Source organism: Pandoraea thiooxydans (genome assembly GCF_001931675.1).
Lineage (GTDB): Bacteria > Pseudomonadota > Gammaproteobacteria > Burkholderiales > Burkholderiaceae > Pandoraea > Pandoraea thiooxydans.
The window spans coordinates 1,768,161-1,794,522 of record NZ_CP014839.1 but is presented as its reverse complement, the minus strand read 5'-3'; the positions used below and the strand labels follow the sequence as shown (position 1 = coordinate 1,794,522).

Annotated in this window: 21 protein-coding genes and 2 tRNA genes; 9 read left to right on the top strand and 14 right to left on the bottom strand. The window is 62.8% G+C overall.

The genetic code is table 11. The annotated features are described in order from the left end of the window. Positions 1–10: 10 nt before the first annotated feature. The 5 genes from PATSB16_RS08235 to PATSB16_RS08215 all read right to left on the bottom strand — a co-directional run bounded on the left by PATSB16_RS08235 (position 11) and on the right by PATSB16_RS08215 (position 4,780). Positions 11–442 (bottom strand): PaaI family thioesterase, encoded by a 432-nt coding sequence (locus PATSB16_RS08235; RefSeq protein WP_047213699.1) that lies wholly within the window; start codon positions 440–442, stop codon positions 11–13. A gap of 50 nt (positions 443–492) precedes the next feature. Further along, positions 493–795 (bottom strand): Dabb family protein, encoded by a 303-nt coding sequence (locus PATSB16_RS08230; RefSeq protein ID WP_047213697.1) that lies wholly within the window; start codon positions 793–795, stop codon positions 493–495. A gap of 62 nt (positions 796–857) precedes the next feature. Beyond that, positions 858–2,036 carry an acetyl-CoA C-acyltransferase gene (locus tag PATSB16_RS08225; protein WP_047213696.1) on the bottom strand — a complete coding sequence of 393 codons (1,179 nt, stop codon included), beginning with the start codon at positions 2,034–2,036 and terminating at the stop codon, positions 858–860. Between the two features lie 24 nt (positions 2,037–2,060). Beyond that, positions 2,061–2,681 carry a bifunctional nicotinamidase/pyrazinamidase gene (pncA, locus tag PATSB16_RS08220; protein ID WP_047213694.1) on the bottom strand — a complete coding sequence of 207 codons (621 nt, stop codon included), beginning with the start codon at positions 2,679–2,681 and terminating at the stop codon, positions 2,061–2,063. A gap of 14 nt (positions 2,682–2,695) precedes the next feature. Next, complete coding sequence (locus tag PATSB16_RS08215) at positions 2,696–4,780, bottom strand: 3-hydroxyacyl-CoA dehydrogenase NAD-binding domain-containing protein (protein ID WP_047213693.1); 2,085 nt, start codon at positions 4,778–4,780, stop codon at positions 2,696–2,698. Positions 4,781–5,392: 612 nt separating this feature from the next. On the opposite strand from PATSB16_RS08215, the gene PATSB16_RS08210 reads away from it, so the two are divergent. After that, the gene (locus PATSB16_RS08210; protein WP_156884670.1) at positions 5,393–6,415 is read left to right on the top strand and encodes a hypothetical protein; all 1,023 of its coding nucleotides are present in this window, start codon (positions 5,393–5,395) and stop codon (positions 6,413–6,415) included. Here the strand turns inward: PATSB16_RS08210 and PATSB16_RS08205 are convergent. Next, the gene (locus PATSB16_RS08205) at positions 6,391–8,025 is read right to left on the bottom strand and encodes a 3-(methylthio)propionyl-CoA ligase (RefSeq protein WP_047213690.1); all 1,635 of its coding nucleotides are present in this window, start codon (positions 8,023–8,025) and stop codon (positions 6,391–6,393) included. The genes PATSB16_RS08210 and PATSB16_RS08205 overlap by 25 nt on opposite strands. Positions 8,026–8,146: 121 nt before the next feature. Between PATSB16_RS08205 and PATSB16_RS08200 the strand changes: the two genes are divergently transcribed. Genes PATSB16_RS08200 through PATSB16_RS08180 form a run of 5 tightly spaced genes read left to right on the top strand, consistent with a single transcriptional unit; the run spans position 8,147 to position 11,844 of the window. Beyond that, positions 8,147–9,664 carry a protein adenylyltransferase SelO gene (locus tag PATSB16_RS08200; protein ID WP_047213689.1) on the top strand — a complete coding sequence of 506 codons (1,518 nt, stop codon included), beginning with the start codon at positions 8,147–8,149 and terminating at the stop codon, positions 9,662–9,664. A 24-nt stretch (positions 9,665–9,688) separates the two neighbouring features. Continuing rightward, a complete protein-coding gene (gene msrB, locus PATSB16_RS08195) occupies positions 9,689–10,153 on the top strand; it encodes a peptide-methionine (R)-S-oxide reductase MsrB (protein WP_047213688.1) in 465 nt (154 codons plus the stop codon). Positions 10,154–10,201: 48 nt separating this feature from the next. After that, entirely contained in the window at positions 10,202–10,735 is a 534-nt protein-coding gene (locus tag PATSB16_RS08190; RefSeq protein ID WP_047213686.1) for a septation protein A, read from the top strand. 2 nt (positions 10,736–10,737) lie between these two features. Next, entirely contained in the window at positions 10,738–11,028 is a 291-nt protein-coding gene (locus PATSB16_RS08185) for a BolA family protein (RefSeq protein WP_047213684.1), read from the top strand. 27 nt (positions 11,029–11,055) lie between these two features. Continuing rightward, on the top strand, positions 11,056–11,844 hold the full coding sequence (locus PATSB16_RS08180; RefSeq protein WP_047213682.1) for a peptidylprolyl isomerase: 789 nt from the start codon (positions 11,056–11,058) through the stop codon (positions 11,842–11,844). Positions 11,845–11,901: 57 nt separating this feature from the next. Here PATSB16_RS08180 and PATSB16_RS08175 read toward each other — a convergent pair whose 3' ends face one another. Together PATSB16_RS08175 and purL are read right to left on the bottom strand one after the other, a co-directional pair. Continuing rightward, entirely contained in the window at positions 11,902–12,330 is a 429-nt protein-coding gene (locus tag PATSB16_RS08175; RefSeq protein ID WP_047213681.1) for a F0F1 ATP synthase subunit epsilon, read from the bottom strand. A gap of 57 nt (positions 12,331–12,387) precedes the next feature. Continuing rightward, positions 12,388–16,434 carry a phosphoribosylformylglycinamidine synthase gene (purL, locus tag PATSB16_RS08170; RefSeq protein WP_047213679.1) on the bottom strand — a complete coding sequence of 1,349 codons (4,047 nt, stop codon included), beginning with the start codon at positions 16,432–16,434 and terminating at the stop codon, positions 12,388–12,390. A 196-nt stretch (positions 16,435–16,630) separates the two neighbouring features. Between purL and PATSB16_RS08165 the strand changes: the two genes are divergently transcribed. Further along, entirely contained in the window at positions 16,631–17,905 is a 1,275-nt protein-coding gene (locus tag PATSB16_RS08165; protein ID WP_047213677.1) for a D-amino acid dehydrogenase, read from the top strand. Between the two features lie 111 nt (positions 17,906–18,016). After that, positions 18,017–19,561 (top strand): NAD(P)H-hydrate dehydratase, encoded by a 1,545-nt coding sequence (locus PATSB16_RS08160; RefSeq protein ID WP_047213676.1) that lies wholly within the window; start codon positions 18,017–18,019, stop codon positions 19,559–19,561. 99 nt (positions 19,562–19,660) lie between these two features. Here the strand turns inward: PATSB16_RS08160 and PATSB16_RS08155 are convergent, their stop codons facing one another. Next, positions 19,661–20,362, bottom strand: coding sequence for an ABC transporter ATP-binding protein (locus tag PATSB16_RS08155; protein WP_047213675.1), 702 nt, complete (start codon positions 20,360–20,362; stop codon positions 19,661–19,663). Between PATSB16_RS08155 and PATSB16_RS08150 the strand changes: the two genes are divergently transcribed. Next, positions 20,361–21,029: an arylesterase gene (locus PATSB16_RS08150; RefSeq protein ID WP_047213673.1), complete on the top strand. Its 669-nt coding sequence runs from the start codon at positions 20,361–20,363 to the stop codon at positions 21,027–21,029. The two genes, PATSB16_RS08155 and PATSB16_RS08150, sit on opposite strands and share 2 nt — an antisense overlap. Positions 21,030–21,141: 112 nt before the next feature. Here PATSB16_RS08150 and PATSB16_RS08145 read toward each other — a convergent pair whose 3' ends face one another. The 5 genes from PATSB16_RS08145 to lon form a co-directional block, all read right to left on the bottom strand. Then, on the bottom strand, positions 21,142–23,076 hold the full coding sequence (locus tag PATSB16_RS08145; RefSeq protein ID WP_047213671.1) for a SurA N-terminal domain-containing protein: 1,935 nt from the start codon (positions 23,074–23,076) through the stop codon (positions 21,142–21,144). Positions 23,077–23,148: 72 nt separating this feature from the next. Then, positions 23,149–23,225, bottom strand: a tRNA-Asp gene (locus tag PATSB16_RS08140). Positions 23,226–23,238: 13 nt separating this feature from the next. Next, positions 23,239–23,314: transfer RNA gene (locus PATSB16_RS08135), tRNA-Val, on the bottom strand. Positions 23,315–23,369: 55 nt separating this feature from the next. After that, positions 23,370–23,642: an HU family DNA-binding protein gene (locus tag PATSB16_RS08130; RefSeq protein ID WP_047213669.1), complete on the bottom strand. Its 273-nt coding sequence runs from the start codon at positions 23,640–23,642 to the stop codon at positions 23,370–23,372. 273 nt (positions 23,643–23,915) lie between these two features. Beyond that, on the bottom strand, positions 23,916–26,345 hold the full coding sequence (lon, locus tag PATSB16_RS08125) for an endopeptidase La (RefSeq protein ID WP_047213667.1): 2,430 nt from the start codon (positions 26,343–26,345) through the stop codon (positions 23,916–23,918). Positions 26,346–26,362: the final 17 nt, after the last annotated feature.

Below are 26,362 nucleotides of genomic sequence, written 5' to 3'. Positions count from 1 at the left end.
GCTCCTCTGCTCAATCGCTGGGTTGGCCCGGCTGGCGATGGATCTCGCGTCCCACCGCCAGCCGGCGTAAATACTTGAAGGTTCCCATCGCCTTGGCGACCAGGCGATCCTCGGCGTCGCGCACCTCGCCCTCGCAATAGACCATGGTGGTGGAGCGATGCAATACACGCCCGAAAGCGCGTACCGTGCCGTGGCCCGGCTGCATGAAGGTGGTTTTCATCTCGACCGTCACCAGGCCGCTGGCCTCGGGTGACGCGCTGCGCCCGGCCAGGCTCAGCGCCACGTCGAGCAGCGTCATCGTCAAACCGCCATGCATGACCTGCCAGGTATTCAAGTGGGAAGGCGCCAGCTCGAGCGCCAGTTCGGATTCGCCATGCTCGGCCCGCACGAAGCGAATGCCGAGGTGTTCGATGAACGGCGACGGGACAGGAAATTCAGCCATGGAATTGGGGCAGGCGCCCGCCTTCGCAGGCGTTGCGCTGCTTGGGTGGCTTATGCCGTGTAGTCCATGCACTGCCGTTCCTGCTTGACTTTGCCAAGGAACTGTTTGGCGGCAACGTGAACCGGGTGATTCTGATAGGCGTCGAGGGCAGCGGCATTCTCGAACGCGCTGTTGACCACCAGATCGTAGGTGCAATCGAAGCCGGGCTGGGCCAGCGCGATTTCCATCAGCGTCATGCCGGGCACCAGATCGACGCAGGCGTCGAGCATTTGCTTGGCCTTGGCGAGATTGGCAGCCTTGTCGGCCCCTTCGGCGTGGTCCAGGAATTTGAAGAAAACGATGTGCTTGATCATGGCAATAGATTTCTAACGGGTTGCGATGGCCCCAAGTATAACGGCGCGCGCGCCAATGCGTGTCACAGCACCTCGAACAGCCCCGCCGCGCCTTGCCCGCCGCCGATACACATGGTCACGACCACGTAACGCGCGCCGCGCCGCTTGCCCTCGAGCAGCGCATGGCCCGTCAGGCGCGTGCCCGAGACGCCGTAGGGATGCCCCACCGCGATCGCCCCGCCGTTGACATTCAGCCGATCGTTCGGAATGCCGAGCGTATCGCGGCAATACAGCACCTGCACGGCAAAGGCCTCGTTGAGCTCCCACAGGCCGACGTCGGCCACGCCCAGGCCGGCCCGCGCGAGCAGTTTGGGCACCGCGTACACCGGCCCGATGCCCATTTCGTCCGGCTCGCAGCCGGCCACCGCAAAACCGCGAAAACGTCCCAGCGGCTGCAGGCCGCGCCGCTCGGCCAGCGTCTCGCTCATCACCACGCAGGCCGCCGCGCCGTCGGAAAACTGGCTGGCGTTACCGGCCGCGATCACCCCGCCCGGCACTGCGGGGCGAATTTTCGCGACGCCCTCGTAGGTGGTGTCGGCGCGAATGCCCTCGTCGGCGGCAAGCGTGACCTCGCGCGTGAACAGCCGGCCGCTGGCCTTGTCGGCCACCGCCATGCGCGTGGTCAAGGGCACGATCTCGGCGTCGAAGCGGCCCGCGGCGGCCGCCGCCGCGGCACGCTGCTGCGACTGCACGCCGTACTCGTCCTGCCGCTCGCGCGAAATACCGTAGCGGCTGGCCACCGTCTCGGCCGTTTGCAGCATCGGCCAATAGAGTGCGGGTTTGGTTTCCTGCAGAAAATGTTCCTGCGCCATGTGGCGGTTCATCTCGTTTTGCACGCAGGAGATCGATTCGACACCGCCTGCCACATACACCTCGCCTTCGCCGGCGATGATGCGCTGCGCCGCCAGCGCGATGGTCTGCAGGCCCGACGAACAGAAGCGGTTGACCGTCATGCCGGCGGTGCTGACCGGACAGCCGGCGCGCAGGGCGATCTGGCGCGCGATATTGAAGCCGGTCGCGCCCTCCGGGTTGGCGCAGCCAATGATGACGTCCTCGACTTCGCCGGGCTCGAGTCGGGCGCGCTCGATGGCGGCCTGCACCACATGTCCGCCGAGCGTCGCGCCATGCGTCATGTTCAGCGCGCCGCGCCAGGATTTGGCCAACCCGGTGCGGGCGGTGGATACGATGACGGCATCAGGCATAGTGTGTGTCTCCAATAAAATTATTCAAAGCGCCGACGACGTCGTGCGCTGTACCCCGGCTGCCGCAAGCGCCTGCCAGGCCAGTTCGAGGGAATCGTTCAAATCGATGGCTCGGCACGCGTCCTCGATCACACTCACCTCGAACCCGGCCGCGCGCGCGTCGAGGGCGGACCAGGCAACACAAAAGTCGGTGGCCAGGCCCGCGCAAATCACATGCCGCACCCCTTTGTCGCGCAGATAACCTGCCAGCCCGGTCGGCGTGCGGCGATCGGCTTCCATGAAGGCAGAGTAGCTGTCGACCTCGCGGTGATAGCCCTTGCGAACCACCAGTTGCGCGTGCGGCGCATGCAAGTCGGGATGCAGTTTGGCACCGGTCGTGCCCTGGACGCAGTGCACCGGCCACAGCACTTGCTCGCCGTAAGGCAGTGCGATCGACTCGAACGGCTGGCGGCCGGCATGCTGCGCGGCAAATGAGCTGTGATCGGCCGGATGCCAATCCTGGGTAAGCACGATATGGGCAAAGCGCGCCGCAAGGCGGTTGATGACGGGCACGACCTCATCGCCACGCGGCACGGCGAGCGCCCCGCCGGGCATGAAATCGTTCTGCACGTCGACCACCAGCAGCACCTCGTCGCCAGCATGCATGGTCGTGTCTCGCATTACCCGGTAAAGGTCTTGTCGGCCTGGGCCAGCTTTACCAGCAGCGGCGCGGGTTCCCAGACCGCGCCATGGGGCATCCTGGCAAAACGGCGCACCGCGCGCAGCACGTTGTACAGGCCGACCGTGTCGGCATATAGCATCGGACCGCCGCGCCACAACGGGAAACCGTAGCCGCTCAGGTACACCATGTCGATGTCGGAGGCCCGCGCGGCAATGCCCTCTTCCAGGATGCGCGCGCCCTCGTTGACCAGCGCGTAGACCAGCCGCTCGACGATTTCCTGGTCGTCGATGGCGCGTCGCGCGATGCCGAGTTCTTTGGAGTAGCCAACGATCATCTCGGTGACTGCCGGCGAGACCCGCGCCGTGCGATCGCCTGGCGCATAGTCATACCAGCCCGCACCGGCCTTTTGCCCGAAGCGGCCGGCCTCGCACAAGCGGTCGGCGATGCGCGGGTAGTCGAGATCGGGCTGCTCGGCATAGCGGCGCTTGCGGATTGCCCAACTGATATCGTTGCCGGCCAGATCGTTCATGCGGAACGGCCCCATCGCGAAGCCGAATTTCTCGATCGCGGCATCGATCTGCTGCGGCAACGCGCCCTCCTCGAGCATGCGCCACGCCTGGCTGAAGTATTTTTCGAGCATGCGATTGCCGATGAAGCCGTCGCACACACCGGACACCACCGCCGTTTTCCTGATTTTCTTGGCCAGCGCCATCACCGTGGCAAGCACGTCCTTGCCCGTGGCACGCCCGCGCACCACTTCGAGCAGCTTCATGACATTGGCCGGACTGAAGAAATGCAGCCCGACCACGTCTTGCGGTCGCTGCGTGAAACCGGCGATTGTGTCGAGGTTCAGCGTCGAAGTGTTGGATGCCAATATCGCGCCGGACTTCATGACCTCGTCCAGCTTGCGGAAAACCGTCTCCTTGACTTCCAGCGATTCGAAGACTGCTTCGATCGCCAAATCGGCCTGGGCGATGTCCTCATAAGCCAGCGTCGGCCGCAGCAATGCCATGCGCTGATCGACGTCTTCCGGCTTGAGCTTGCCTTTGCGGGCGCTTTGCTCGTAGGTCTGGCGAATCGCCGCCACGCCCGCGTCCAACGCGGCCTGTGCGGTTTCGAGCAGTGTGACCGGCAGACCCGCGTTGAGAAAATTCATCGCGATACCCCGCCCCATCGTGCCGGCACCGATAACGGCCACGGCGGCAATCGGGCGGCGCGGCGTATCGTCCGGCACATCGGCGATCTTGGCGGCCGCGCGCTCGGCGAAAAAGGCGTGGCGCAAGGCGCGCGACTCGGGCGTTTGCACCAGCGCGACAAAGCATTCGCGCTCGAATTTCAAACCTTCGTCGAACGGCTTCATGACCGCCGCTTCGATCGCGTCGACGCACTTGTGCGGCGCCGGAAAATGCCGCGCGGCGGCTGCCACGGTATTGCGGGCAAATTGAATGAAGGCTTCGGCATCCGGGTGATCGACCGCCCGCTCGCGCAGGCGCGGATACGGGCCGGGCCGGCTGGCCGCCTCGTGCGCGAAAGCCAGCGCACCGTCCATCAGGTCACCTTCGATCATGCGATCGAACAAGCCGCTATCGGCCAGTTTTTCAGACTTTATCGGGTTGCCCGATACCACCATATTCAACGCTGTTTCCAGCCCCACTGCGCGCGGCAGCCGCTGGGTGCCGCCGCCGCCCGGCAGCAAGCCGAGCTTCACTTCCGGCAGGGCGATCTGCGCACCGGGCGCAGCCACCCGGTAATGACAGCCGAGCGCGAGTTCCAGCCCGCCGCCCATCGCCACGCTGTGAATCGCGGCCACCACGGGCTTGGTACTGGCCTCGAGGGCCAGGATCACCGTACGCAAGGTCGGCTCCTGGGTGGCTTTGGGGGTGTTGAACTCGCGAATGTCGGCGCCGCCGGAGAATGCCTTACCCGCCCCCGTAATGACGACGGCCCGGATGGCGTCGTCTTCGGTTGCCCGGGTCAATCCCTCGACGATGCCAACGCGCGTGGCATGGCCCAGGCCATTGACCGGAGGATTGGCCAGGGTAATGACGGCCACGCCGTCGCGAACTTGGTATTCGGTTGTCATGGGGGGCTTCTGCCTGAAAAGGATCAACTGCAAGTGTTGGTCGAATTATGCCTGCGCGATCGAGCACAGACGAAAAATAGCACGATCGGTTTATTTTGTCTGCGCTTTTAGAGAAATTTCTAAACGCATTGCCGCCCTTTTCTGCTGTAGCGGGGTGTTCGGCTTGCCTATCATTTCGGATCAACTCCGCCGCGAAGGCATGGCCACCGGCTTTTCCTTGCACAGGTGGTTAATCACTCATCCGCATCAGGTGTAACAGGCTTAACAACATGGTGTTGCCGATATTCTCGCAAAACATTCGAACCTTTCTTCACTGCCCAGCCACTGCGGCAGTTCGCTCGTTGCAAGCATTCGGTGCAGCCTTGGTGAGACGTCGTACCCGGAACTTAACAACACAGCGCGCGACCACGACGCCGTCGGCCCGCCTATTGGCTAATTTTCCTGCTTACCTCTGCCGTGCTTTACCCCATGCCCGCGGACGCTGCAGGGACGTGGCTGGACCGGCGCCCCGCTGAAGTCTCGATGAACGAAACGCTACAGGCATACCTGCGCACCAACGACGGTTGGATGAATCGCACCCGGGAATGCGAAATCTGGGTTCACAATAAGCCAATGCCGACCGACTGGACCAGCCAGACCACCCGGCTCGCCAGAGGCAACTCCAGAGACGAATGCGGGGCCGACACCGACCTCGTGTCGCTGCATGGCAAAGGTCAATTGGACCCCGCAAAGTTCTCGCCCGGCAAAACCTATTCGCTGAGCGCCTGGGCGGTCAGCGGCAACACACATCACCGCGAGTTCTATCCATTGAGTGTTCGCCCCTTGGCCGGCACGGTCGATCAATCTACCGTCAATGCCGGTTATGGCACCGATGACGTGTTCATCAGCGGTAACGTCAATAGCGGTGCCACACATATGATCGTCTACCGCGACGGCAGTGAAGTCGCTCGCTTTGCCAATCAGGGAGATAACGCCACCACGTCCGGCCGCGTCAATATCTCGAACCTGACGCAAGGATCATGGACGCTGCGCGTCTATGCGGCGCTGGTCTATAACGGCGGCATTCATCGGCAGCACCTGAAGGATGTCACCGTGACCCGCCTGGCATCTCCCCCGCCCTCGAGGCCCACCTGGGTCGCGCCGGCCGACAACGGTTGGTACAACCCGCGCATCGACAGCGAAAACATCAAGATCACCGTCAATGCCGCCGCCGGCATTCACCGCATCTATATGGTGCAACGTCGCAAGGACGGCTCCGGCTGGAACAGCCACGACATCACCGAATTCACTCAGGGAGCGAACGGCAACATCACCGTTCCCATCTACGGTTCCTTCCTGTGGACCGAAGGCGACTATGAAGTCTGGTTCAAGGTGGGCCGCCAGGGTACCGACAGCGAGCCTTCGATCACCCGCACCTTCCGCGCGGATGCCACGCCACCGACCATTACCTGGGGCAGCCTGTCGGCAGCAGCCCGCACCATTAACCAGGGATCGCGAGGAGCCGGGGCCATCACGCATGGAACCCCGGCCGCGATTGTCGAATGCGGGCCGGAAATCTTGCGGCGCACCCGCGTGCTCAGGAAAAAATCGACGGGCGGCCCGCGGGTCTGTCAAGCACTTGCTGGCGCGACGTAGTCTTTGAACTGCTCGCGCAACTTCAGCTTCTGCATTTTGCCGGTGGCCGTGTGGGGAATCTCGTCGACGAAAACGACGTCGTCCGGAATCCACCATTTGGCCACCCGCCCGTCATAGAATTTCAGGATTTCCTCACGCGTGACCTGCGCGCCCGGCTTTTTGACGATCACCAGCAGCGGCCGCTCGTCCCACTTCGGATGCGAGATCGCAATGCAAGCGGCCTCATGCACCGCCGGATGAGCCATCACGACGTTTTCGACGTCGATCGAACTGATCCACTCCCCTCCGGACTTGATCACGTCCTTGCTGCGGTCGGTGATATGCACGTAGCCATCGGCATCGATCGTCGCCACATCACCGGTCGGAAACCAGCCGTTGACGAGCGGCGATTTATCGCCTTTGAAATACGTATCGATCACCCACGGCCCGCGCACCAGCAAATCGCCAAACGATTCGCCGTCCCAAGGCAGTTCCTGGCCGTCGGGGCCGACGATCTTCAAGTCGACACCGTAGATTGCGCTGCCCTGCTTCTCGAGCAGCGCGCGCTGCGCCTCACGCGGCAAATTGGCATGCTTGACCCGCAGCTTGCACAGCGTGCCCAACGGTGACATTTCGCTCATGCCCCAGGCATGGATAACCTGCACACCGTACTCTTCCTCGAAGCTACGGATCATCGCCGGGGCGCATGCGGAGCCGCCGATCACGGTGCGATTGAGCGTATTGAAGCGCAGCCCGTTTTTCTTGACATGGTCGAGCAAACCCAGCCACACGGTGGGCACGCCGGCCGAAAAGGTCACGCCCTCGGTCTCAAACAGTTCGTACAACGACTTGCCGTCGAGATCCTTGCCCGGAAACACGAGTTTCGCACCGGTCAGTGGCACGGCATACGGCAATCCCCAGGCGTTGACGTGAAACATCGGCACGACCGGCAGCACGCAGTCGCGTGCCGAGAGCGCCATCGAATCGGGCAGCGCCGCGCCATAGGAATGGAGCACCGTGGAGCGGTGGCTGTACAGCACGCCCTTTGGATTGCCGGTGGTGCCCGAGGTGTAGCACAAACTCGATGCGGTGTTCTCGTCGAACTCCGGCCACGCGTAGTCACTGTCCTGCGCATCGAGCAGCTCTTCGTAACACAGCAGGCTGACTTCGCTGGCGGGCATATGCGCCCGATCGGTCATTGCCACCCAGCCGCGCACTTGAGGGCAATGCGGCGCCAGCCGTTCGACCAGCGGCAGGAACGTCAGGTCGAAAAACACATACCGATCGTCGGCATGGTTGGCGATGTATTCGATCTGTTCGGGGAACAGGCGCGGATTGATCGTATGGCAGACCGATCCCGCACCCGAGACTGCGTAATAGATCTCCAGATGCCGATAACCGTTCCACGCCAGTGTGCCGACGCGCTCGCCCGGCTCGACGCCAAGCGCATGCAGCGCCTTGGCCAGTTGCCTGGCGCGCTGCTGGAGGTCGCGGTAGGTATAACGGTGAATGTCGCCTTCGATGCGGCGCGACACGATTTCGGTGTCGCCGTGATGTCGCGCGGCGTGCCGCAGGATCGACGAGATCAGCAGCGGCACGTGCATCATTTGCCCCGGTATGGTGCTTGCCATGGGGTCAGTCTCCTGGGTGTGATTATTTTGCCATTTCGGCGGCACTCGGCCGTTGCCACATACTAACCAGCAGCGAATGCACCGCTCAAGTAAAATATCGGGAAATCCGAGGGCCCACAATATGTCGTATTCCCCGAGCGCCGACGCCGCCTCGGCACCCGCCGCCGAGGCGCTCACGCTGCCGCTGACCAACGGTTTCGCACGCCTGGGCGAAGCTTTCTTCACTCGCCTGACGCCCGCGCCGCTGCCGGCGCCCTATCTGGTAGGCTTCAGCCCCCAGGCGGCGAGTCTGCTGGGTTGGTCCGGCGAGGTCGCGACCCACCCCGAATTCGCCAACACATTTGCCGGCAACCGTCCGCTGCCGGGTGCCGATCCGCTTGCCAGCGTGTATTCCGGCCACCAGTTCGGCGTGTGGGCCGGGCAGCTCGGCGACGGGCGCGCGCATTGGCTGGGCGAGGCGCATACACGCGGCGGCGACTGGGAGATCCAGCTCAAGGGCAGCGGCCTGACCCCATACTCCCGCATGGGCGACGGCCGGGCCGTATTGCGCTCGTCGATCCGCGAATTTCTCTGCTCCGAGGCGATGCACCACCTCGGCATTCCCACCACGCGCGCACTATGCGTGGTTGGCTCGGACGCGCCGGTGCGCCGCGAGACCATCGAGAGCGCGGCGGTCGTCACCCGCTTGTCGCCCAGCTTTATCCGCTTCGGCCATTTCGAGCACTTTGCCGCGTGCGAGCGGCACGACCTGCTGGGCCAACTGGCGGACTTCGTCATCGAGCGCCACTACCCGCACTGCCGCGAGACCGCCAACCCCTATCAGGCGCTACTGGCCGAGGTCTCGATGCGCACCGCCGAGTTGATGGCGCAGTGGCAGGCGGTCGGTTTCTGTCATGGGGTGATGAATACCGACAATATGTCGATCCTGGGCCTGACGATCGATTACGGCCCGTTCGGATTCATGGACGCTTTCAACGCCAACCATATCTGCAATCACTCCGACAGCCAGGGCCGCTATGCGTACCGCATGCAGCCCAATGTCGCCTACTGGAATCTGTTTTGCCTGGCGCAGGCCTTGCTGCCGCTGATCGGCGATGGCCAGGGCGGCGTCGAAGCGGCGCAGGCCGCGCTCGAAGGCTACAAGCCTGGCTTCGCCGACGAGATCGACCTGCGCCTGCGCGCAAAACTCGGCCTGCGCGAGGCCCATCCGGGCGACGAGGCATTGCTGAACCGGCTGTTCGAAATCATGCACGCCGGCCGGGTCGATTTCACACTGTTTTTCCGCCGCCTGGCGCAGTTGCGGGTCGAGAGCCCCGAGCACGACGCACCGCTGCGCGACATGTTCATCGATCGCGCTGCGTTCGACGCCTGGGCAACCGATTACCGGGCGCGTCTGCGCCGTGAAGGCAGCGACGACCTCTCCCGCCGCGCGGAAATGAATTCTGTCAATCCCAAATACGTGCTGCGGAACCATCTGGCCGAGACCGCGATCCGAAAAGCCAATGAAAAGGATTTTTCCGAAGTGGCCACGCTGTTGCGGCTGCTCGAACATCCCTTCGACGAGCAACCCGGGATGGACCATTACGCCGCACTGCCGCCCGATTGGGCCAGCCAGCTCGAAGTGAGTTGCTCGTCGTAATCCCCCCGAATTCTGGAGACACCCATGAGCTCTATTCAAAAGACCGACGCGCAATGGCGCGCCGAACTCGACGATATCGAATACCAGGTCACCCGCCATGCCGCTACCGAACGCCCCTTTACCGGGCGTTACTGGGATCATTGGGAAAACGGCGTCTATCGTTGCGTCTGTTGTGGTGAGCCGCTCTTCGAGTCGGCCAGCAAGTTCGATGCCGGTTGCGGCTGGCCCAGCTATTCTCGGCCGCTTGACGAAACCGACATCGATGAAATTGCCGATCACAGTCACGGCATGGAGCGCGTGGAGGTCCGCTGCCATCATTGCGGCGCGCACCTGGGGCACGTGTTCGAGGATGGGCCCGCACCGACCGGACTGCGCTATTGCATCAATTCCGCCGCTTTGAAATTCCGGCCGGAAGCGGACGCCTCATCGGTATCGCCGGACGACGACAACGCCACATTACCGGGTGCGTCCGACAAGCCGGTGCGCTAAACTGCGGCCGGCAACTTCACTTTCGATCTCAGCGAGCCCGCCACACCAATGAAATTTTTGTTCGATCTGTTCCCGATCATCCTGTTTTTTGTCGCCTTCAAGGTCGCCGGCATTTATGCGGCAACCGCCGTGGCAATCGCCGCGACCGTGGTGATGATCGGCTGGGTGTGGTTCCGCCACCGCAAGGTCGAGGCAATGCAGTGGGTCAGTCTGGCAATCATCGTCGTGTTCGGCGGCGCCACGCTGGTGCTGCACGACGACACTTTCATCAAATGGAAGCCGACCGTGCTTTACTGGCTGTTTGCCGGCACGCTGTTCGTCTCGGAACTGATGTTCGACCGCAACTTGATTCGCGCCATGATGGAGAAGCAGATGGCGCTGCCCGAGCCGGTGTGGCGCACGCTGAACATCAGTTGGGCGTTGTTTTTCCTGGCCATGGGCGCGCTCAATATCGCCATTGCCTATCATTATTCGACCAGCACCTGGGTCAATTTCAAGCTGTTCGGCAGCATGGGGCTCATGGTGGTGTTCATCATCATCCAGAGCCTGTGGCTCGGCAAATATATGAAACAGGACGACTGATCATGCCAGCCCCCCCCGAATCCGTCATCGAGCAACGGCTGCGCGCCGCGCTCTCGCCCGAAAAGCTGGCACTCGAAAACGACAGCGCCTTGCATGCCGGCCATGCCGGCGCGTCGGCCGGCGGCCATTACCGCCTGACCATCGTGGCCGCCGCATTCGCCGGCAAGAACCGCGTGGCGCGCCATCGCTTGGTGTATGATGCGCTGTCTGATTTGATGCAAAACGGCGTTCATGCGCTGGCCATAACCGCGCTGACGCCGGATGAAGCCGGTTTGCCCCCCATTTCGCATTGACCTCCATTCAGATTGTTAGGAATTCGCATGGCTTTGAAATCTATTCGCATCGCTCTCATTGCGCCGGCCCTCGCAGCGCTGGTCGGTCTACCCGCGCACGCGCAAAATGTCGCCGTGGTCAACGGCACGCCGATTCCCGTGTCGCGCGCCGATGCCATGGTCAAGGAGATGGTCAAGCAGGGGCAGCAAAACTCGCCCGAGTTGCAGGCGCAAGTGCGCGAAGATCTCGTCAATCGTGAAATTCTCACGCAAGAGGCGATCCGGCGCGGTCTGCAAACCCAGCCCGATGTGCAGAACCAGCTCGCGCTGGCGCGCCAATCGGTATTGATTCGTGCGCTGATCAACGACGAGCTGCAAAAATCGCCGGTTACCGACGCCGAAGTGCAAGCCCGGTACGACGAGCTCAAGAAGCAGTATGGCGCCCAGGAATATCATGCCCGTCACATTCTGGTGCCGACCGAGGCCGAAGCCGAGCAACTGATTGCCAAACTCAAGGCCGGCGCGAATTTCGCCGACCTGGCCAAGAAATACTCGAAGGATCCGGGCTCCGCGCCGAATGGCGGCGATCTTGACTGGTCGCCCGCGAATGCCTATGTCGAACCGTTCGCGGCAGCGCTGGCCAAGCTGAAAAAAGGCGAATATACGGACAAGCCGGTCAAGACGTCGTTCGGCTATCACATCATCGAGCTGGAAGACGTACGCCCCGCGCAAATTCCGCCGCTGTCCGAAGTCAAGACTCAGCTGGAACAGCAGATGCGTCAGGAAAAACTTCAGAAATTCGAAATGAATCTACGCGACAAAGCCAAGATTCAATAAACCCGCAACGCTCCGGTTGCCTCAAGAAACCGCCCGTCCGGGCGGTTTTTTGTTGCCTTATGAAGGCGATGATTTGCGCTTGCGAAACCGGCTGATGGCCGCGAGCTGGGCCGCGGCTTCCATCAGTTCGGCCTGCGCCTTGGCATACTCGATGCGCGAGGTCTGATTCTGGAGCGCTTCGGCGGCCGCCCGGCGGGCCAGCTCGGCTTTGCTTTCGTCGAGATCATCGGCGCGCATCACGGTATCGGCCATGACGGTCACGACACTCGCCTGCACTTCGGCGAACCCGCCGGCGATGTAGAAAAATATTTCCTCGCCGGACGCCTGTCGAATATGCAAGGTCCCGGGCCGCAGCGTCGTCAGGAATGGCGCATGGCCAGTCAGCACGCCGAAGTCGCCCTGCGCGCCGGGCATCGATACATACTGGGCCGGCCCAGAAAATATCTCGGCTTCGGCACTGACCAGATCGACCCTGAAGATTCCCATCGCCGCCTCTCGTTTAGCGACTCGCCAGTGGGCAGCTTTGCCTCAGGCCGCAAACGTTCAGGCGGCCCAGCGCCGAGCGTTACGGAACATGCGCATCCACGGACTGTCCGCGCCCCACGATTCGGGATGCCAACTCATCTGCACGGTGCGGAACACACGCTCCGGATGCGGCATCATGACCGTAAAGCGGCCATCGGCCGTGGTGAACGACGTCAAGCCTCGCGGCGAGCCGTTGGGGTTGAGCGGATAGGTCTCGGTCGGCGCGCCGCGATGGTCAACAAAGCGCATGGCGCCAATCGCCTGCTCGATATCGCCCTGATGCGCGAAGTTGGCAAACCCCTCGCCGTGTGCGACCACGATCGGCGCCTGCGTGCCGTGCATGTCCTTGAAAAACAGCGACGGCGAGTCGAGCACTTCGACCATTGCCAGGCGGGCTTCGTACTTGGCCTTGTTATGCGTGAATTTCGGCCAGGCGGCGGCGCCGGGAATCATGTTGGCCAGATTGCTCATCATCTGGCAGCCGTTGCACACTCCCAGCGCGAACGTGTCGGCGCGATCGAAGAACGATGCGAACATGTCGGCCAGCGAATTGTTGAACAGGATCGTCTTGGCCCAGCCCTCGCCGGCGCCCAGCGTGTCGCCGTACGAGAACCCGCCGCAAGCGATGAAGCCCCGGAAGTCCTGCAGGCTGGCGCGCCCGCCGATCAGGTCGCTCATATGCACGTCGTACGCATCGAAGCCGGCGCGGTCGAGCACGTAGGCCATCTCGACGTGCGAATTCACGCCCTGCTCGCGCAGCACGGCAACTTTCGGGCGCGCGCCGCTCGCGATGAACGGCGCCGCCACGTCTTCGGCCGGATCGAACGTCAGCTTCGGCGACATGCCGGGATCATCACCGTCGAGCAGCCCGTCGTATTCGGCGTCCGCGCAGGCGGGATTGTCGCGCAAACGGGCGATGCGCCAGCTCACCTCGCTCCACGCGCGCTGCAGTTCAATGCGCGAGGCGCTGAAGATCTGCTTGGCATCGCGATAGATTTCGATCACGTCGCTGGCGTTGGGCTTGCCGATCACGTGGCTGCATTGCGACAGGCCATGCTGGCGAAGCGTTTGCAGGACGGCATCGCGATCCCCTGCGCGCACCTGGATCACGGCACCCAGTTCTTCGTTGAACAATGCCCGCAGGGTCATGTCTTCGCGGCGGCCGGCGGTTTGGCGGGCCCAGTCCTTGGCGTCGCCGTAATCGAATTCATGCGCCTGGTCGAGCACCAGCATGTCGACGTTGAGCGAGACGCCGGCATGGCCGGCAAACGCCATTTCGCACACGGTGGCGAACAGTCCGCCATCGGATCGGTCGTGATACGCGAGCAGCTTGCCCTCGGCGTTGAGATTCTGAATCGCCGAGAAGAACCGCTTCAGGTCCTCCGGGTCGTCGACGTCCGGCGTGAGGTCTCCCAACTGCCGGGTGACCTGCGCGAGGATGCTGCCGCCCAGGCGGTTCCGGCCGCGGCCCAGGTCGATGGCGATCAGCACGGTTTCGCCGGCGGCATCGATCCGCTGCAGTTGCGGCGTCAGATGCCGGCGCACATCGGCCACCGGCGCGAATGCCGAGATGATCAGCGAGACCGGCGCGACGACTTCCTTCGCGGTATCGCCTTCGCGCCATTGCGTGCGCATCGACAACGAGTCTTTGCCGACCGGGATCGACAGGCCCAGTGCCGGACAAAGCTCCATACCGACCGCCTTGACCGTCTCGAACAGCCGCGCGTCCTCGCCTGGCGCGCCGCATGCGGCCATCCAGTTGGCCGACAGTTTGATCTGCGCGAGCGACTCGATCGGCGCGGCGGCGATATTGGTGATTGCTTCGCCCACCGCCATGCGGCCCGACGCCGGCGCGTCGATCACCGCCAACGGCGTACGCTCGCCCATGGTCATGGCTTCGCCGCGGTAGCCGGCGAAGTCCATCGCAGTGATAGCGCAGTCGGCCACCGGCACCTGCCACGGCCCGACCATCTGGTCGCGCACCGTCAACCCGCCGACGGCACGGTCGCCGATCGTGATAAGAAACGATTTGCTGGCTACCGTGGGATGCCGCAGCACGTCGCCTGCGATATCGGCCAGCACCAGGCCAGTGACGTCGACCGGCGCGAAATTCGTCGCAACACGCGTGACGTTGCGGTGCATGCGTGGGGTTTTGCCGAGCAGCACTTCCATCGGCATGTCGACGGGCGCCTCGCTGCCGGCCGGCGCTTCGGCGTCGACCAACTGCAATTGCCGCTCCTCGGTGGCTACGCCGACCACGGCGAACGGGCAGCGCTCGCGTTCGCACATGGCTTCAAACGCGGGCAGATCGTTGGGTGCGATGGCCAGTACGTAGCGCTCCTGGGCTTCGTTGCTCCAGATTTCAGCGGGGGACATGCCGCTCTCTTCCAGCTGAATGTGGCGCAAGTCGAAACGCGCACCGCGCCTGGCGCCATCGACGAGTTCGGGGAATGCGTTGGACAAGCCGCCTGCGCCGACATCGTGGATCGACAGAATCGGATTGCGCTCACCCAGTGCCCAGCAGGCATTGATGACTTCCTGGGCGCGGCGCTGGATTTCCGGATTGCCGCGCTGCACCGAGTTGAAGTCGAGTTCGGCCGCGTTGGTGCCGGTGGCCATCGAGCTGGCGGCGCCGCCGCCGATGCCGATGCGCATGCCGGGACCGCCGATCTGGATCAGCAGCGAGCCGGCCGGGAGATCTTGCTTGTGGGTGTGCGCGTCATCGATATTGCCGATGCCGCCGGCGATCATGATCGGCTTGTGATAGCCGCGTACCTGCGCGCCGACGTTCTGCTCGTAAGCGCGAAAGTAGCCGCCCAAGTTGGGTCGCCCGAATTCATTGTTGAATGCGGCGCCGCCCAACGGACCTTCGATCATGATCTGCAGCGGCGAGGCGATGCGATCCGGCTGCCCATAGCGGCCCGGCGCCGCATCCGGCCGACGCTCGGCAAGCGGTTGCGTGACGTCCTGCGCGTTCTCCCAGGCGGCGTTCATCTCCGGCAGATTCAGGTTGGAGACCGTGAATCCACACAGGCCCGCCTTGGGCGTGGCACCCCGACCGGTCGCGCCTTCGTCGCGAATCTCGCCGCCGGCGCCGGTCGATGCCCCGGGGAACGGGGAGATGGCGGTCGGATGGTTGTGCGTTTCCACCTTCATCAAGGTGTGCGTGAGCGCATCGACGCGCTGGTAGCGCCGCGCGCCGCTGCCGGCGCCTTGCGGGTACCAGCGCTCGACCACCGCCCCAGCCATGACCGCGGCATTGTCGGAGTACGCAACGATGGTCCCCTGCGGGTTGAGCGCATGGGTGTTCTTGATCATCTGGAACAGCGATTTGTCCTGCGGCTCGCCGTCGATAGTCCATTGCGCGTTGAAGATCTTGTGGCGGCAGTGCTCGCTGTTGGCCTGGGCGAACATCATCAGCTCGACATCCGTCGGATTGCGGCCGAGTCCCCGGAACGCATCGACAAGATAGTCGATTTCATCGTCGGCCAGCGCCAGCCCCAGGGTGACGTTGGCCTGCTCCAGTGCGGCGCGGCCGTTGCCGGTCACATCAACCGTCTGCAACGGTTTGGCAGGCAAGTCCTCGAACAGCGCGTAAGCGTCTTCGCGGCTGCTCACCACGGTTTCGGTCATGCGATCGTGCAGCAGTGCGGCCACGGCCGCCAGTACCGCCGGATCCAGTGCACGGCGTCCGCCCAGCAGGCCGCTTTTGACCGACAGCGTGTATTCGATGCCACGCTCGATGCGCCGGACATTGCTCAGTCCGCAGTTGTGGGCGATATCGGTGGCTTTGCTGGCCCAGGGAGAAATCGTGCCGAAGCGCGGAATGACGAGCAGTTTGTCGCCGGCTGCTTGATCCTGCGTCGGTTCGCCATAAGTCAGCAGCGCGCTGATTTGATCGGTCTGCCCACCATCGAGCGGTGTCGTGCAGGCGACCCAATGGACGTAACGGGCATGCACGCTCTGAATACTGGAATCGATGGCCTGGAGGTTTTGCAGCAGGCGCTGTTGGCGAAAGTCGGATAGCGCCGCGGCGCCGGCGAAGCAAGCAATATGGGTGGTCATGAAAGCGGCAGGCACGCTAGAGATAACAAATGGCGGGAGGGCAAACAACGAGGCACAATTATACCTTGCCTGACCGCTCTTTTCCGTGCGCCTTCAGCGTAGCCAGGCGGTCTCTGGTAAGCTAGCGGCCGCGTTAGCCGCGACGTTCATAAGAATTCCAGGCGGTCAGTCAAACCACACGGCCACGAACCAGAGCATGAAGGTTATCGTCATCGGCGGGGGCATCATCGGCACCTGCAGCGCTTATTATCTTGCACAGGCCGGTCATGAAGTCGTGCTGCTCGAGCGCAACAGCACCGTTGCACAGGAGAGCAGCTTCGGCAATGCGGGCGTGATTGCGCCTGGTTACGTGACACCATGGGCCGCCCCGGGCATGCCGCGCAAGCTGCTCGGTTATATGTTCAGCAGCACCAGCCCGTTGGTGTTCCGCCCGGGATTGTCCGCCGGTAGCTGGCGCTGGGCCTTGCGCTGGCTGGGCCAGTGCAGGCTCGAGCGCTATCGTCGCAACCGCAGCCGCATGCAGCGCCTGGCTTTCTATAGCCAGACGTGCCTGCACGATCTGCGCGAACAGCTTGAACTCGATTACGAACAAACGCGCGGGTACCTGCAATTGTTCCGCACCGAGCGGGATATCAGACTCTCGGAGCCGGGCCGCGCAATGCTTGCCGAAAACGGTGTGGCGCATAAACTGCTGAGCGCGCAGGAATGCCGCACGCTGGAGCCCGCGCTGTCGCCCGATGCGCCGCTGGCCGGCGGTCTACATTTGCCGAACGACGAGACCGGCAATTGCCCGCTGTTCGCCAAACGACTGGCACAGATAGCGCGCAATATGGGAGTCGCCATTGAGTGCGAGAGTCGCGTCGCCGCGATTCAACCGCACGTCGGCAAGCATCGCATGCAGGTCCAGACGCAACACGCGACGACCGGACAAACAGCGATTCAAGGCGCCGACGCGGTGGTCGTGGCCGCCGGGGTCGCCAGCGCCGAATTGCTCGCGTCGCTCGGCATTCGCCTGCCGCTGTGGCCGATCAAAGGTTATTCCCTGACGGCGACGGTCAGGGGTGAGCTGTTCGTGCCCCGCATCGCGGTGATGGACGAGTCTTACAAGGTGGCCATCACACCGCAAGGCAATCGCCTGCGTATTGCCGGCACCGCGGAACTGGGCGATCGACAACTGGTTTTGCGGCAGAGCGCCATCAACACGCTGCACAAGGTTGCGGCCGACTGGTTCCCGGGCGCGGCCCGATACCACGAAGCGCGCGCCTGGGTCGGGGCTCGCCCGATGCTGCCCGATGGCCCACCGCTGCTTGGTCCGACGCATTTGCCCGGACTGTTTCTGAACCTTGGCCACGGCTCGACCGGCTGGGCGATGGCCTGCGGGTCCGGCAAAGTCGTGGCTGACCTGATCAGCGGCCGTGCGAGCGACATCGATCTCGACGGATTGACCCTGGCGCGCTATCAGCGCACGTGACGGGCATGCGGCGCACCGCGTTGCGCCGGATCAATGTCGAGGTGGCGATAAGTTACGGAGAAGCAGGCTGCGAGCGCATAATGGCATACAGTCGATTCGCTGCCCTGCCCTATGCTGAAACAGCCATTCCTGCCCTTGTATGACGTTGCTCGATTGCGTCGCATCGAGCAACGGGCTCAGGCGCATCTGGCGCCGCACACACTCATGGCGCATGCCGGTCGCGCGGCGGCCAACTGGCTCTACGGCGAGCTGGCGCGTACACCGGCCGACGCGCGGCCGATTCTGATTCTGGCCGGCCATGGCAATAACGGCGGCGATGCCCTGGTGTTGTCCGCAGAGCTCGCGCGTCGCGGCGTGCCGGTTCAGGTCTGGCTGTTGGCGAAGCCCTCTACCGACGATGCGCGCTGGGCGCTCGCCGAGGCGCAGGCGGCCGGCGTGCCGATCTCACCGGTGCCGGCCTCGCTGCCGGGTCACGCTGACGGCGGTTTTCCTTATCATTGGGGTGTCGACGGGCTGTTCGGCATTGGCCTGTCGCGTCCACTGGACGAGCCGACCGGCGCGCTGGTGGCGTGGTTCAATGCGCAACCGTTTCGCCGGCTGGCCCTGGATGTGCCCAGCGGGCTTCTGGCTGATGTAGGTCAGCCGGCCGGCCGTCGCGAACACGTCGTGCGCGCGGACGCCACGATTGCCTTCCTGGGCGCCACTGCCGGGCTCTACACGGGCGTCGGGCGCGATTGCGCCGGCGTGATCTCGATCGACACGCTGGGTGTCAGCGTCGACGCGTCGAGCACGGCGAACGGCGAGGCGCCACGCGCCTGGCTCAATACCCCTGGGCTGTTCGCCGCACACTTGCCGCGCCGGCAGCACGCCAGCCACAAGGGCACATATGGTGCATTGGCCGTGCTGGGCGGCAACCAGGGCATGCTCGGCGCGCCCATCCTGGCCGCACGTGCCGCGCTGCATCTGGGGGCCGGGCGGGTCCACGTTGGCTTTGTGGCGCCGGATTTTCCGCCATACGACAGTCTGCAACCCGAATTGATGCTCCGCCATGCGCACGCCGTGGAGCGCGCCGAGATGCAGGCACTCGCGACGGGCCCGGGCATGGGCCGGGACGCGGGCGCGCTCGCTTGCCTGGCCGATGCGCTGGATCATCCGGATATCTCGCTGGTGCTCGACGCGGACGCGTTGAATTTGCTGTCGGCGCATGCCGAATTCGGCGAGCGGCTACGGCGGCGTGCGGTGCCTGCCGTCCTCACGCCGCATCCGTTGGAAGCGGCTCGTCTGCTGGGCTGCGACGCTGCCGCGGTGCAGGCGGATCGGCTGGGCGCGGCGCGCGATTTGGCACAACGGTATGGCGCGGTTGCAGTGCTCAAGGGCTCGGGCACCGTCATCGACGACGGCGAATATACATTGGTCAATCCGACCGGCAATGCTGGATTGGCGAGCGCCGGTTCAGGCGACGTGCTGACGGGGATGATCGGCGCCCTGCTCGCGCAAGGCATGCCGCCGTTATCGGCGGCCGCGGTAGGCGTCTATTTGCATGGCCGCGCCGCTGAGCGTCTGGTCGACGGCGGGCAAGGCCCCGCAGGGCTGACTGCGGGCGAGCTGCCGGGTGCGGCGCGCGACGAATTCAACGGCTGGCTACAGACAACGTAGCCGCCGCGATGGCGCTGGCCCGCGAGCTTGCCCGACGATCTTATCGATCCCGCCGCAGTCGCGGTCCGACGCGATGCCGCCACGCGAAGCCGCTGCGCGCTACATGGCTGCTTGCGCGGGCACGACCAGACGCCCGCCGGAAAGCGTGAAAATACGGTCACAACGCTGCGCGATCGCCGGATCGTGCGTCACCAGCACCAGCGTGGCACCGCTGGCGCGATTCATCGCGAACATCAGATCGATGACCTTCTCGCCTGTCGCGGTATCGAGACTGCCGGTCGGTTCGTCGGCAAACAGGATCGCAGGCTCGCTCACAAAGGCGCGCGCGAGCGCCACACGCTGCTGCTCACCGCCCGAGAGCTGCTTGGGGTAATGCGACAGCCGGCTGGCCAATCCGACGCGTTCGAGCAGGTGTGTGGCGCGCGCTTGCACATCGTGCGCATCGCCCAGCAGTTCAAGCGGCAACATGACGTTTTCCAGCGCCGTCAGATGCGGCATGAGTTGAAACGACTGGAACACGAAGCCGACCTGCTTGCGTCGCAACGCTGCGCGCCCTTCTTCGTCGAGCTCGCCCAGCGACTGCTCGAGCAGCCGCACCGTGCCGTGGGTCGGCAGGTCCAATCCCGCGAGCAAACCCAGCAGCGTCGATTTGCCGGATCCCGATGCGCCGACGATGGCGACACTCTGCCCGCGCGCCACGCGCAGACTGATATCCTGCAATATGGCAAGATCGCCGGTGGCGTCGTGCAGTATTTTGCCCACACCCTGGGCTTCGATCACGGTATCGGGAACGGATAGCATGTTGAATTGGATTCGAGGTATCGGTTTCGCAGTCATCGTGGGCATGGCTGCGCCATTGGCCAGCGCCGCGCCGGCACAAGCGCCGCGCACGCCCGTGCTGCTGGTGCTCGGCGACAGCCTGTCGGCCGAATACGGGATTGCACGGGGCACCGGCTGGGTCGCACTGCTGCAGCAGGCGTTGATAAAGGACGGCTTCGATTATAGCGTCGTCAATGCAAGTATCAGCGGCGATACGACCAGCGACGGCATGGCGCGCCTGCCGGCGCTGTTGAGCCGCTACCGACCGGCCATTACCGTGATAGAACTGGGTGCCAACGACGCCCTGCGAGGCATTCCGCTGTCGCTGACGGAGCGCAATCTGCGCGATATGGTCAGCGCAGCGCGGCATGCTCGAAGTCGCGTGATGTTGATCGGCATGCGCATCCCTCCCAATTACGGCCCCGACTATACGGAACGGTTTTTCAATATGTTCGGAGCGATCGCCAAAGCCCAAAGGCTCGCCTACACACCATTTTTGCTGGAGGGTATCGCCGGGCGCCGCGATCTGTTTCAGGAGGATCAGATGCACCCGCTGGCTGTCGCACAACCCTATCTGCTGCGCAACGTCTGGCCGGCATTGCGCCCACTGCTGGGAAAACCGCGCGCGACAAAGCAGATCGCGCAGTAATGACAGGGTCGCTTGAGGCGTTCGAGTATCGTCGCCCACAAAAAAACGCGAGCTTTCGCTCGCGTCCTTGTTCGCCTGCGTTGCGGCGGGTCTGAATCACCCCGTCTGGCTGCTATTCCTGCGTTGTCTTTGTGCCAATCGCGTTGGGGTTGATTTTCACTTTGGTGCTCGCTCTTAACTCGGCGACGTAGGCATCAAATTCCGCTTGCCCGACGATCTGCCCCAACTGTTGCGCTTCGGTAGCCTGGCGCGCTGCGTCGGCCGGCGTGGCGGCCGGTTGCGAGACCTTGTCGATACGGTAAATCGCGTAACCTTGGTTACCCAGATCAACGCCAGCATAGGCCGGCAATTTGGCGGTGTCCGTCTTGAATATCTCGCTCAGCGCAGCAGGCGCAATCTTGCCTGGGTTATCTCTCGAAACAGTCTGCACTGGGCCGAAACCGTCAGCCGACGCACTCTTGCGCAAATCAGCCAGTTTGGCTTCGCCATCCTTTTTGGCCTGGGCAGTAGCCTGTTCCGACACGTACTTGCTGCTGACCTGGGCCTCGATCTTATCGAGCGGGGGGACCGCCGCCGGGTGGTAGGCCGTCACGTGCGCGGAAACCAGCATGCCCTGTCCGACATCCACCGCTTCCGTATTGTGTTTTTTCTGGAGCGAGTCATCGCTGAAGATCGCCTTCAGTAATTTCGGATTGTTCAGCGGGCTGTCGGCGCCCAATGCGGGATTGGGGGTGCGCTGAACATCCGCAGTCTGAATTTTCAGATGGAGCTTGTCCGCTACCGGCTGCAGGCTGTCTGGCTGATCGAACACCAGATTGGTCAGTTGGTCGGCCTGTTTCGCGTAGATCTTTGCCTGCTCCTTCTGCTGATACTCCTTGAGCAACTGGTCCTTGACCTGATCGAAAGGTTGCGTCTCGGCAGGTTTGATCCCCGTGAGCATCAGGATGTGATAGCCGTAGTCGGTCTGCACCAGATTACTGATTTCGTTGAGCTTGAGGCTGAACGCGGCGTCCGAGAACGGTTTGACCATGGCGTCACGACCGAAGTAACCGAGGTCACCGCCCTTGGCGGCCGAGCCCGGGTCCTGCGAGTCTTGCTTGGCCAGCTTGGCGAATTGGTCGGGATGCTTGCGCACTTCGTCGAGGATCGATTGGGCCTTGGCCTTCGCCGCGGCGCGCTGCGCCGGCGTCGCGTCGCGAGGCACGGCAATCAGGATATGACTGACGCGGCGCTGCTCGGGAACCTTGAAATGATCGATCTGCTGCTCGTAAAGCTTCTTGAGGACATCGTCGCCGGGGGCGGCGACCGTGGCCTGGACATTCTTGGGATCAAGGACGACGTAACTGATCTGTGCCGTCTCAGGCGTCTTGAACGCCTCTTTGTGCTGCTCGTAATAGGCCTTCAGTTGGTCGGGAGTCGGCTTGATTTTTGCTGCATAGGTCGATGCCGGCAGCATCAGCTCCTGGACGTCGCGCTGCTGGGCACGCAGCGTCGCAAAGCGCTCGGCGACGGCCGTCGGCAACCACGCGCTGTTCTGAATGTTTTCCGGGATCTGGCGGGATGCCAACTCATAGCGGATTTGCGCATCGAGCTGGTTGGGGGTCAGGCGCTGCGCAGCAAGCAGTTGCTCATAAGCCTTCAAGTCGATGCTGCCGTCCGGCCGGCGCAGTTGCTGAATCACGGGTATCGCAAGAATTGCCTCGCGCACCTGGGCGTCGGAGGCCGTGAGATGTTTGTTCAACATCTGCTCGGTCAACAACCGCTGTTGAATCAAATTATCAAGGATTGCGCGACGCAGGGCCGGTGTATTGATCTTGCTGACGTCGATCGAGTCGCCAAACATCTGGCTCATGCGCTGGACTTGGTCCTGAACGGCGTTATCGAACTCCTGGCGGGTAATTTGTTGCCCCCCCACTGTCGCAGCGTTGTTTCCGCCTTGAGCAAAGTCTTGCCAGCCGTGGATGCCGAAGATGACGAACGACGGCACGATGAGCAACATGAGAAACAGCAGCACCAGGCGCTGATGACGGCGAATCGAATCAAGCATACGTTGGCGTCAGATAAGTTTTGATGGAGCGGGTATAACAAAAAGGCGAACCGAGGTTCGCCTTTTCTTAACTGGCGGAGTGGACGGGACTCGAACCCGCGACCCCCGGCGTGACAGGCCGGTATTCTAACCGACTGAACTACCACTCCTCACGGCAAGAACTGGTGGGTGCTGAGGGGATCGAACCCCCGACCTACGCCTTGTAAGGGCGCCGCTCTACCAGCTGAGCTAAGCACCCGTTCTCAACCACGTTGTTCTTTTGCTTCGCAACTGCCAAACTGCAAGCAAGACGATCAGTTTAACGCATCTTTCAGGGCTTTGCCAGGGCGAAATTTCGGTACCTTTGCCGCCTTGATTTTGATTGCCGCGCCTGTGCGGGGGTTGCGACCTGTGCGGGCGGCGCGCTTGCCGACAGCAAACGTGCCGAATCCCACGAGCGTCACACTGCCACCTTTTTTCAGCGTCGTTTTCACTGCACCTACCAAAGCGTCGAGCGCACGACCTGCGGCTGCTTTCGAAATGTCTGCTTTGTCCGCGATATGGTCGATCAGTTCGGTTTTATTCACTGTAACCCCCTCACAAGGTCAAATGGCGATTGAGTCGAAACCGCGCGTTCTCGTCCGCGGTCGTCGAATTCGGCTCAGCGTAAGCTGCGCTTCGCCATTTAACTAGCCGCAAACCCTTATGTCAAGCGGTTTCGGGCGTGTTAAGGGTATTGCGGCAACGATCTCCGCACAGTGCGATACCCGCGAATTTTCGGCTGCGCGACATCGCCGGCAATGCGCCCCAACAATAAAAAAGCCCGGGGTATCCCGGGCTTTGAATTGGCTCTGCAATGCTTAATGCTTGATGACTCCGGGCGTGCCCGGGCCGTCCGACGGCTTGGCGAGTGCGGCGTCTTCCGCTGTCTTGGGCTCTTCCTCGGGCAGCGGCGTCGGCATCCGCTCGAGCGCCAGCTCGAGCACCTTGTCGATCCAACGCACCGGGATGATCTCCATGTTGTTCTTCACGTTATCCGGGATCTCGGCCAAGTCCTTCACGTTCTCTTCCGGAATCAGCACCAGTTTGATACCGCCGCGATGAGCCGCCAGGAGCTTTTCCTTCAGACCGCCGATCGGCAGCACTTCGCCGCGCAGCGTGATCTCGCCGGTCATGGCAACATTGGCTCGCACCGGAATGCCCGACAGCACAGAAACAAGTGCGGTCGTCATCGCGATACCGGCCGACGGGCCGTCCTTGGGCGTGGCCCCTTCAGGCACGTGGATGTGGATATCCTTTTTCTCGAAGAGATCGTCGGTCAACCCCAGGCGGCGCGCGCGCGAACGCACGACCGAACGGGCTGCCTCGACCGACTCCTTCATGACGTCACCAAGCGAGCCCGTGCGAAGGATGTTTCCCTTGCCTGGCATCAACGCCGCTTCGATGGTCAACAGATCGCCACCCACTTCCGTCCAGGCCAAACCGGTGACTTGCCCGATCTGGTTGTCCTTGGCCGCCAGCCCGAAGTCGAACTTGCGTACGCCGAGGAACGCGTCGAGATTATCCGCCTCGACCGTCACCATCGGTTTGTCGGTCTGCTTGAGCAGCAACATCTTGACGACCTTGCGGCAGATCTTGGAGACCTCGCGCTCGAGCGAGCGCACGCCGGCTTCACGCGTGTAGTAGCGAATGATGTCGCGAATCGCGGACTCGGTGACCTCGATCTCGCCGTCCTTGAGCCCGTTGTTCTTTTTCTGCTTCGGCAGCAGGTAACGCTGGGCAATGCTGACCTTCTCGTCTTCGGTGTAGCCCGCCAGCCGGATCACTTCCATCCGGTCGAGCAACGGCGCCGGAATGTTCAGTGAATTCGACGTGGCGACGAACATCACGTCTGACAAGTCGAAATCGACTTCGACGTAGTGATCGGAGAACGTGTGGTTCTGCTCGGGATCCAGCACTTCCAGCAAGGCCGAGCTGGGATCTCCGCGGAAATCCATCCCCATTTTGTCGACTTCGTCGAACAGGAACAGCGGGTTGCGCACGCCCACCTTGGAAAGGCTTTGCAGGATCTTGCCCGGCATCGAGCCAATGTAGGTGCGGCGGTGACCGCGAATCTCAGCCTCGTCCCGCACGCCGCCAAGCGCCATGCGAACGAACTTGCGATTGGTCGCTCGCGCGATCGACTGACCAAGCGAGGTTTTGCCGACCCCCGGCGGACCTACCAGGCAGAGAATCGGTGCCTTGACCTTGTCGACGCGCTGCTGGACCGCGAGATACTCGAGAATCCGCTCCTTGACCTTCTCGAGGCCGAAGTGGTCCTCATCGAGCACCTTCTCGGCATTCGACAAGTCGTTATTCACCTTGCTCTTCTTGCGCCACGGCAAGCCCACGAGCGTGTCGATATAGTTGCGCACGACCGTCGCCTCGGCGGACATCGGCGACATCAGCTTGAGCTTCTTGAGTTCGGCGTCGGCCTTCTTGCGAGCATCCTTGGGCATGTGGGCCGTCTTGACCCGCTTCTCCAATTCCTCGAGATCTGCTCCCTCCTCGCCCTCGCCGAGTTCTTTCTGAATCGCCTTGACCTGCTCGTTCAGATAGTACTCGCGCTGGCTCTTTTCCATCTGCCGTTTGACCCGGCCGCGGATGCGCTTTTCCACCTGCAGGATGTCGATTTCGCTTTCCAGTTGCGCGAGCAGATGCTCCAGGCGCTCGATCACCGGGAACATTTCCAGGATCTTCTGCTTTTGCTCGAGCTTGAGCGGCAGGTGCGCTGCAATGGTGTCGGCCAAGCGGCCGGCATCGTCGATACCCGAGAGCGAGGTCAGAATTTCCGGCGGGATTTTCTTGTTCAGTTTGACGTATTGGTCGAACTGCGCGACGATCGCGCGGCGCAACGCCTCGCTCTCGGAAGTATTGCCATTGTCCGGTTCGAGCGGCATCACCTCGGAAGTGAACTGGGTCTCTTCCTCGTCGACCCGCAACGTGCGAGCCCGTTGAATGCCTTCGACCAGCACCTTGACGGTGCCATCGGGCAGCTTGAGCATTTGAAGAATGTTCGCAACGCACCCGATTTCATACAAATCTTTGGCCGTCGGTTCATCCTTGGCAGCTGCTTTCTGAGCCACCAGCATGATGTGCTTGCCGCCTTCCATCGCGGTTTCGAGCGCCTTGATCGATTTCGGACGGCCGACGAACAAGGGGATCACCATGTGTGGAAACACCACCACGTCGCGCAACGGCAGCAGCGGCAGTTGAATCGCTTCAGACGGAAGAATTTGAGTGCCTGACATCTCGTTCCCCATAATTA

What these genes read in the sequence shown, in the direction of transcription:
- PATSB16_RS08235 (WP_047213699.1), bottom strand. Translation starts at nt 442, where the DNA reads ATGGCTGAATTTCCTGTCCCGTCGCCGTTCATCGAACACCTCGGCATT.
- PATSB16_RS08230 (WP_047213697.1), bottom strand. Translation starts at nt 795, where the DNA reads ATGATCAAGCACATCGTTTTCTTCAAATTCCTGGACCACGCCGAAGGG.
- PATSB16_RS08225 (WP_047213696.1), bottom strand. Translation starts at nt 2,036, where the DNA reads ATGCCTGATGCCGTCATCGTATCCACCGCCCGCACCGGGTTGGCCAAA.
- pncA (WP_047213694.1), bottom strand. Translation starts at nt 2,681, where the DNA reads ATGCATGCTGGCGACGAGGTGCTGCTGGTGGTCGACGTGCAGAACGAT.
- PATSB16_RS08215 (WP_047213693.1), bottom strand. Translation starts at nt 4,780, where the DNA reads ATGACAACCGAATACCAAGTTCGCGACGGCGTGGCCGTCATTACCCTG.
- PATSB16_RS08210 (WP_156884670.1), top strand. Translation starts at nt 5,393, where the DNA reads ATGCCGACCGACTGGACCAGCCAGACCACCCGGCTCGCCAGAGGCAAC.
- PATSB16_RS08205 (WP_047213690.1), bottom strand. Translation starts at nt 8,025, where the DNA reads ATGGCAAGCACCATACCGGGGCAAATGATGCACGTGCCGCTGCTGATC.
- PATSB16_RS08200 (WP_047213689.1), top strand. Translation starts at nt 8,147, where the DNA reads ATGTCGTATTCCCCGAGCGCCGACGCCGCCTCGGCACCCGCCGCCGAG.
- msrB (WP_047213688.1), top strand. Translation starts at nt 9,689, where the DNA reads ATGAGCTCTATTCAAAAGACCGACGCGCAATGGCGCGCCGAACTCGAC.
- PATSB16_RS08190 (WP_047213686.1), top strand. Translation starts at nt 10,202, where the DNA reads ATGAAATTTTTGTTCGATCTGTTCCCGATCATCCTGTTTTTTGTCGCC.
- PATSB16_RS08185 (WP_047213684.1), top strand. Translation starts at nt 10,738, where the DNA reads ATGCCAGCCCCCCCCGAATCCGTCATCGAGCAACGGCTGCGCGCCGCG.
- PATSB16_RS08180 (WP_047213682.1), top strand. Translation starts at nt 11,056, where the DNA reads ATGGCTTTGAAATCTATTCGCATCGCTCTCATTGCGCCGGCCCTCGCA.
- PATSB16_RS08175 (WP_047213681.1), bottom strand. Translation starts at nt 12,330, where the DNA reads ATGGGAATCTTCAGGGTCGATCTGGTCAGTGCCGAAGCCGAGATATTT.
- purL (WP_047213679.1), bottom strand. Translation starts at nt 16,434, where the DNA reads ATGACCACCCATATTGCTTGCTTCGCCGGCGCCGCGGCGCTATCCGAC.
- PATSB16_RS08165 (WP_047213677.1), top strand. Translation starts at nt 16,631, where the DNA reads ATGAAGGTTATCGTCATCGGCGGGGGCATCATCGGCACCTGCAGCGCT.
- PATSB16_RS08160 (WP_047213676.1), top strand. Translation starts at nt 18,017, where the DNA reads ATGCTGAAACAGCCATTCCTGCCCTTGTATGACGTTGCTCGATTGCGT.
- PATSB16_RS08150 (WP_047213673.1), top strand. Translation starts at nt 20,361, where the DNA reads ATGTTGAATTGGATTCGAGGTATCGGTTTCGCAGTCATCGTGGGCATG.
- PATSB16_RS08155 (WP_047213675.1), bottom strand. Translation starts at nt 20,362, where the DNA reads ATGCTATCCGTTCCCGATACCGTGATCGAAGCCCAGGGTGTGGGCAAA.
- PATSB16_RS08145 (WP_047213671.1), bottom strand. Translation starts at nt 23,076, where the DNA reads ATGCTTGATTCGATTCGCCGTCATCAGCGCCTGGTGCTGCTGTTTCTC.
- lon (WP_047213667.1), bottom strand. Translation starts at nt 26,345, where the DNA reads ATGTCAGGCACTCAAATTCTTCCGTCTGAAGCGATTCAACTGCCGCTG.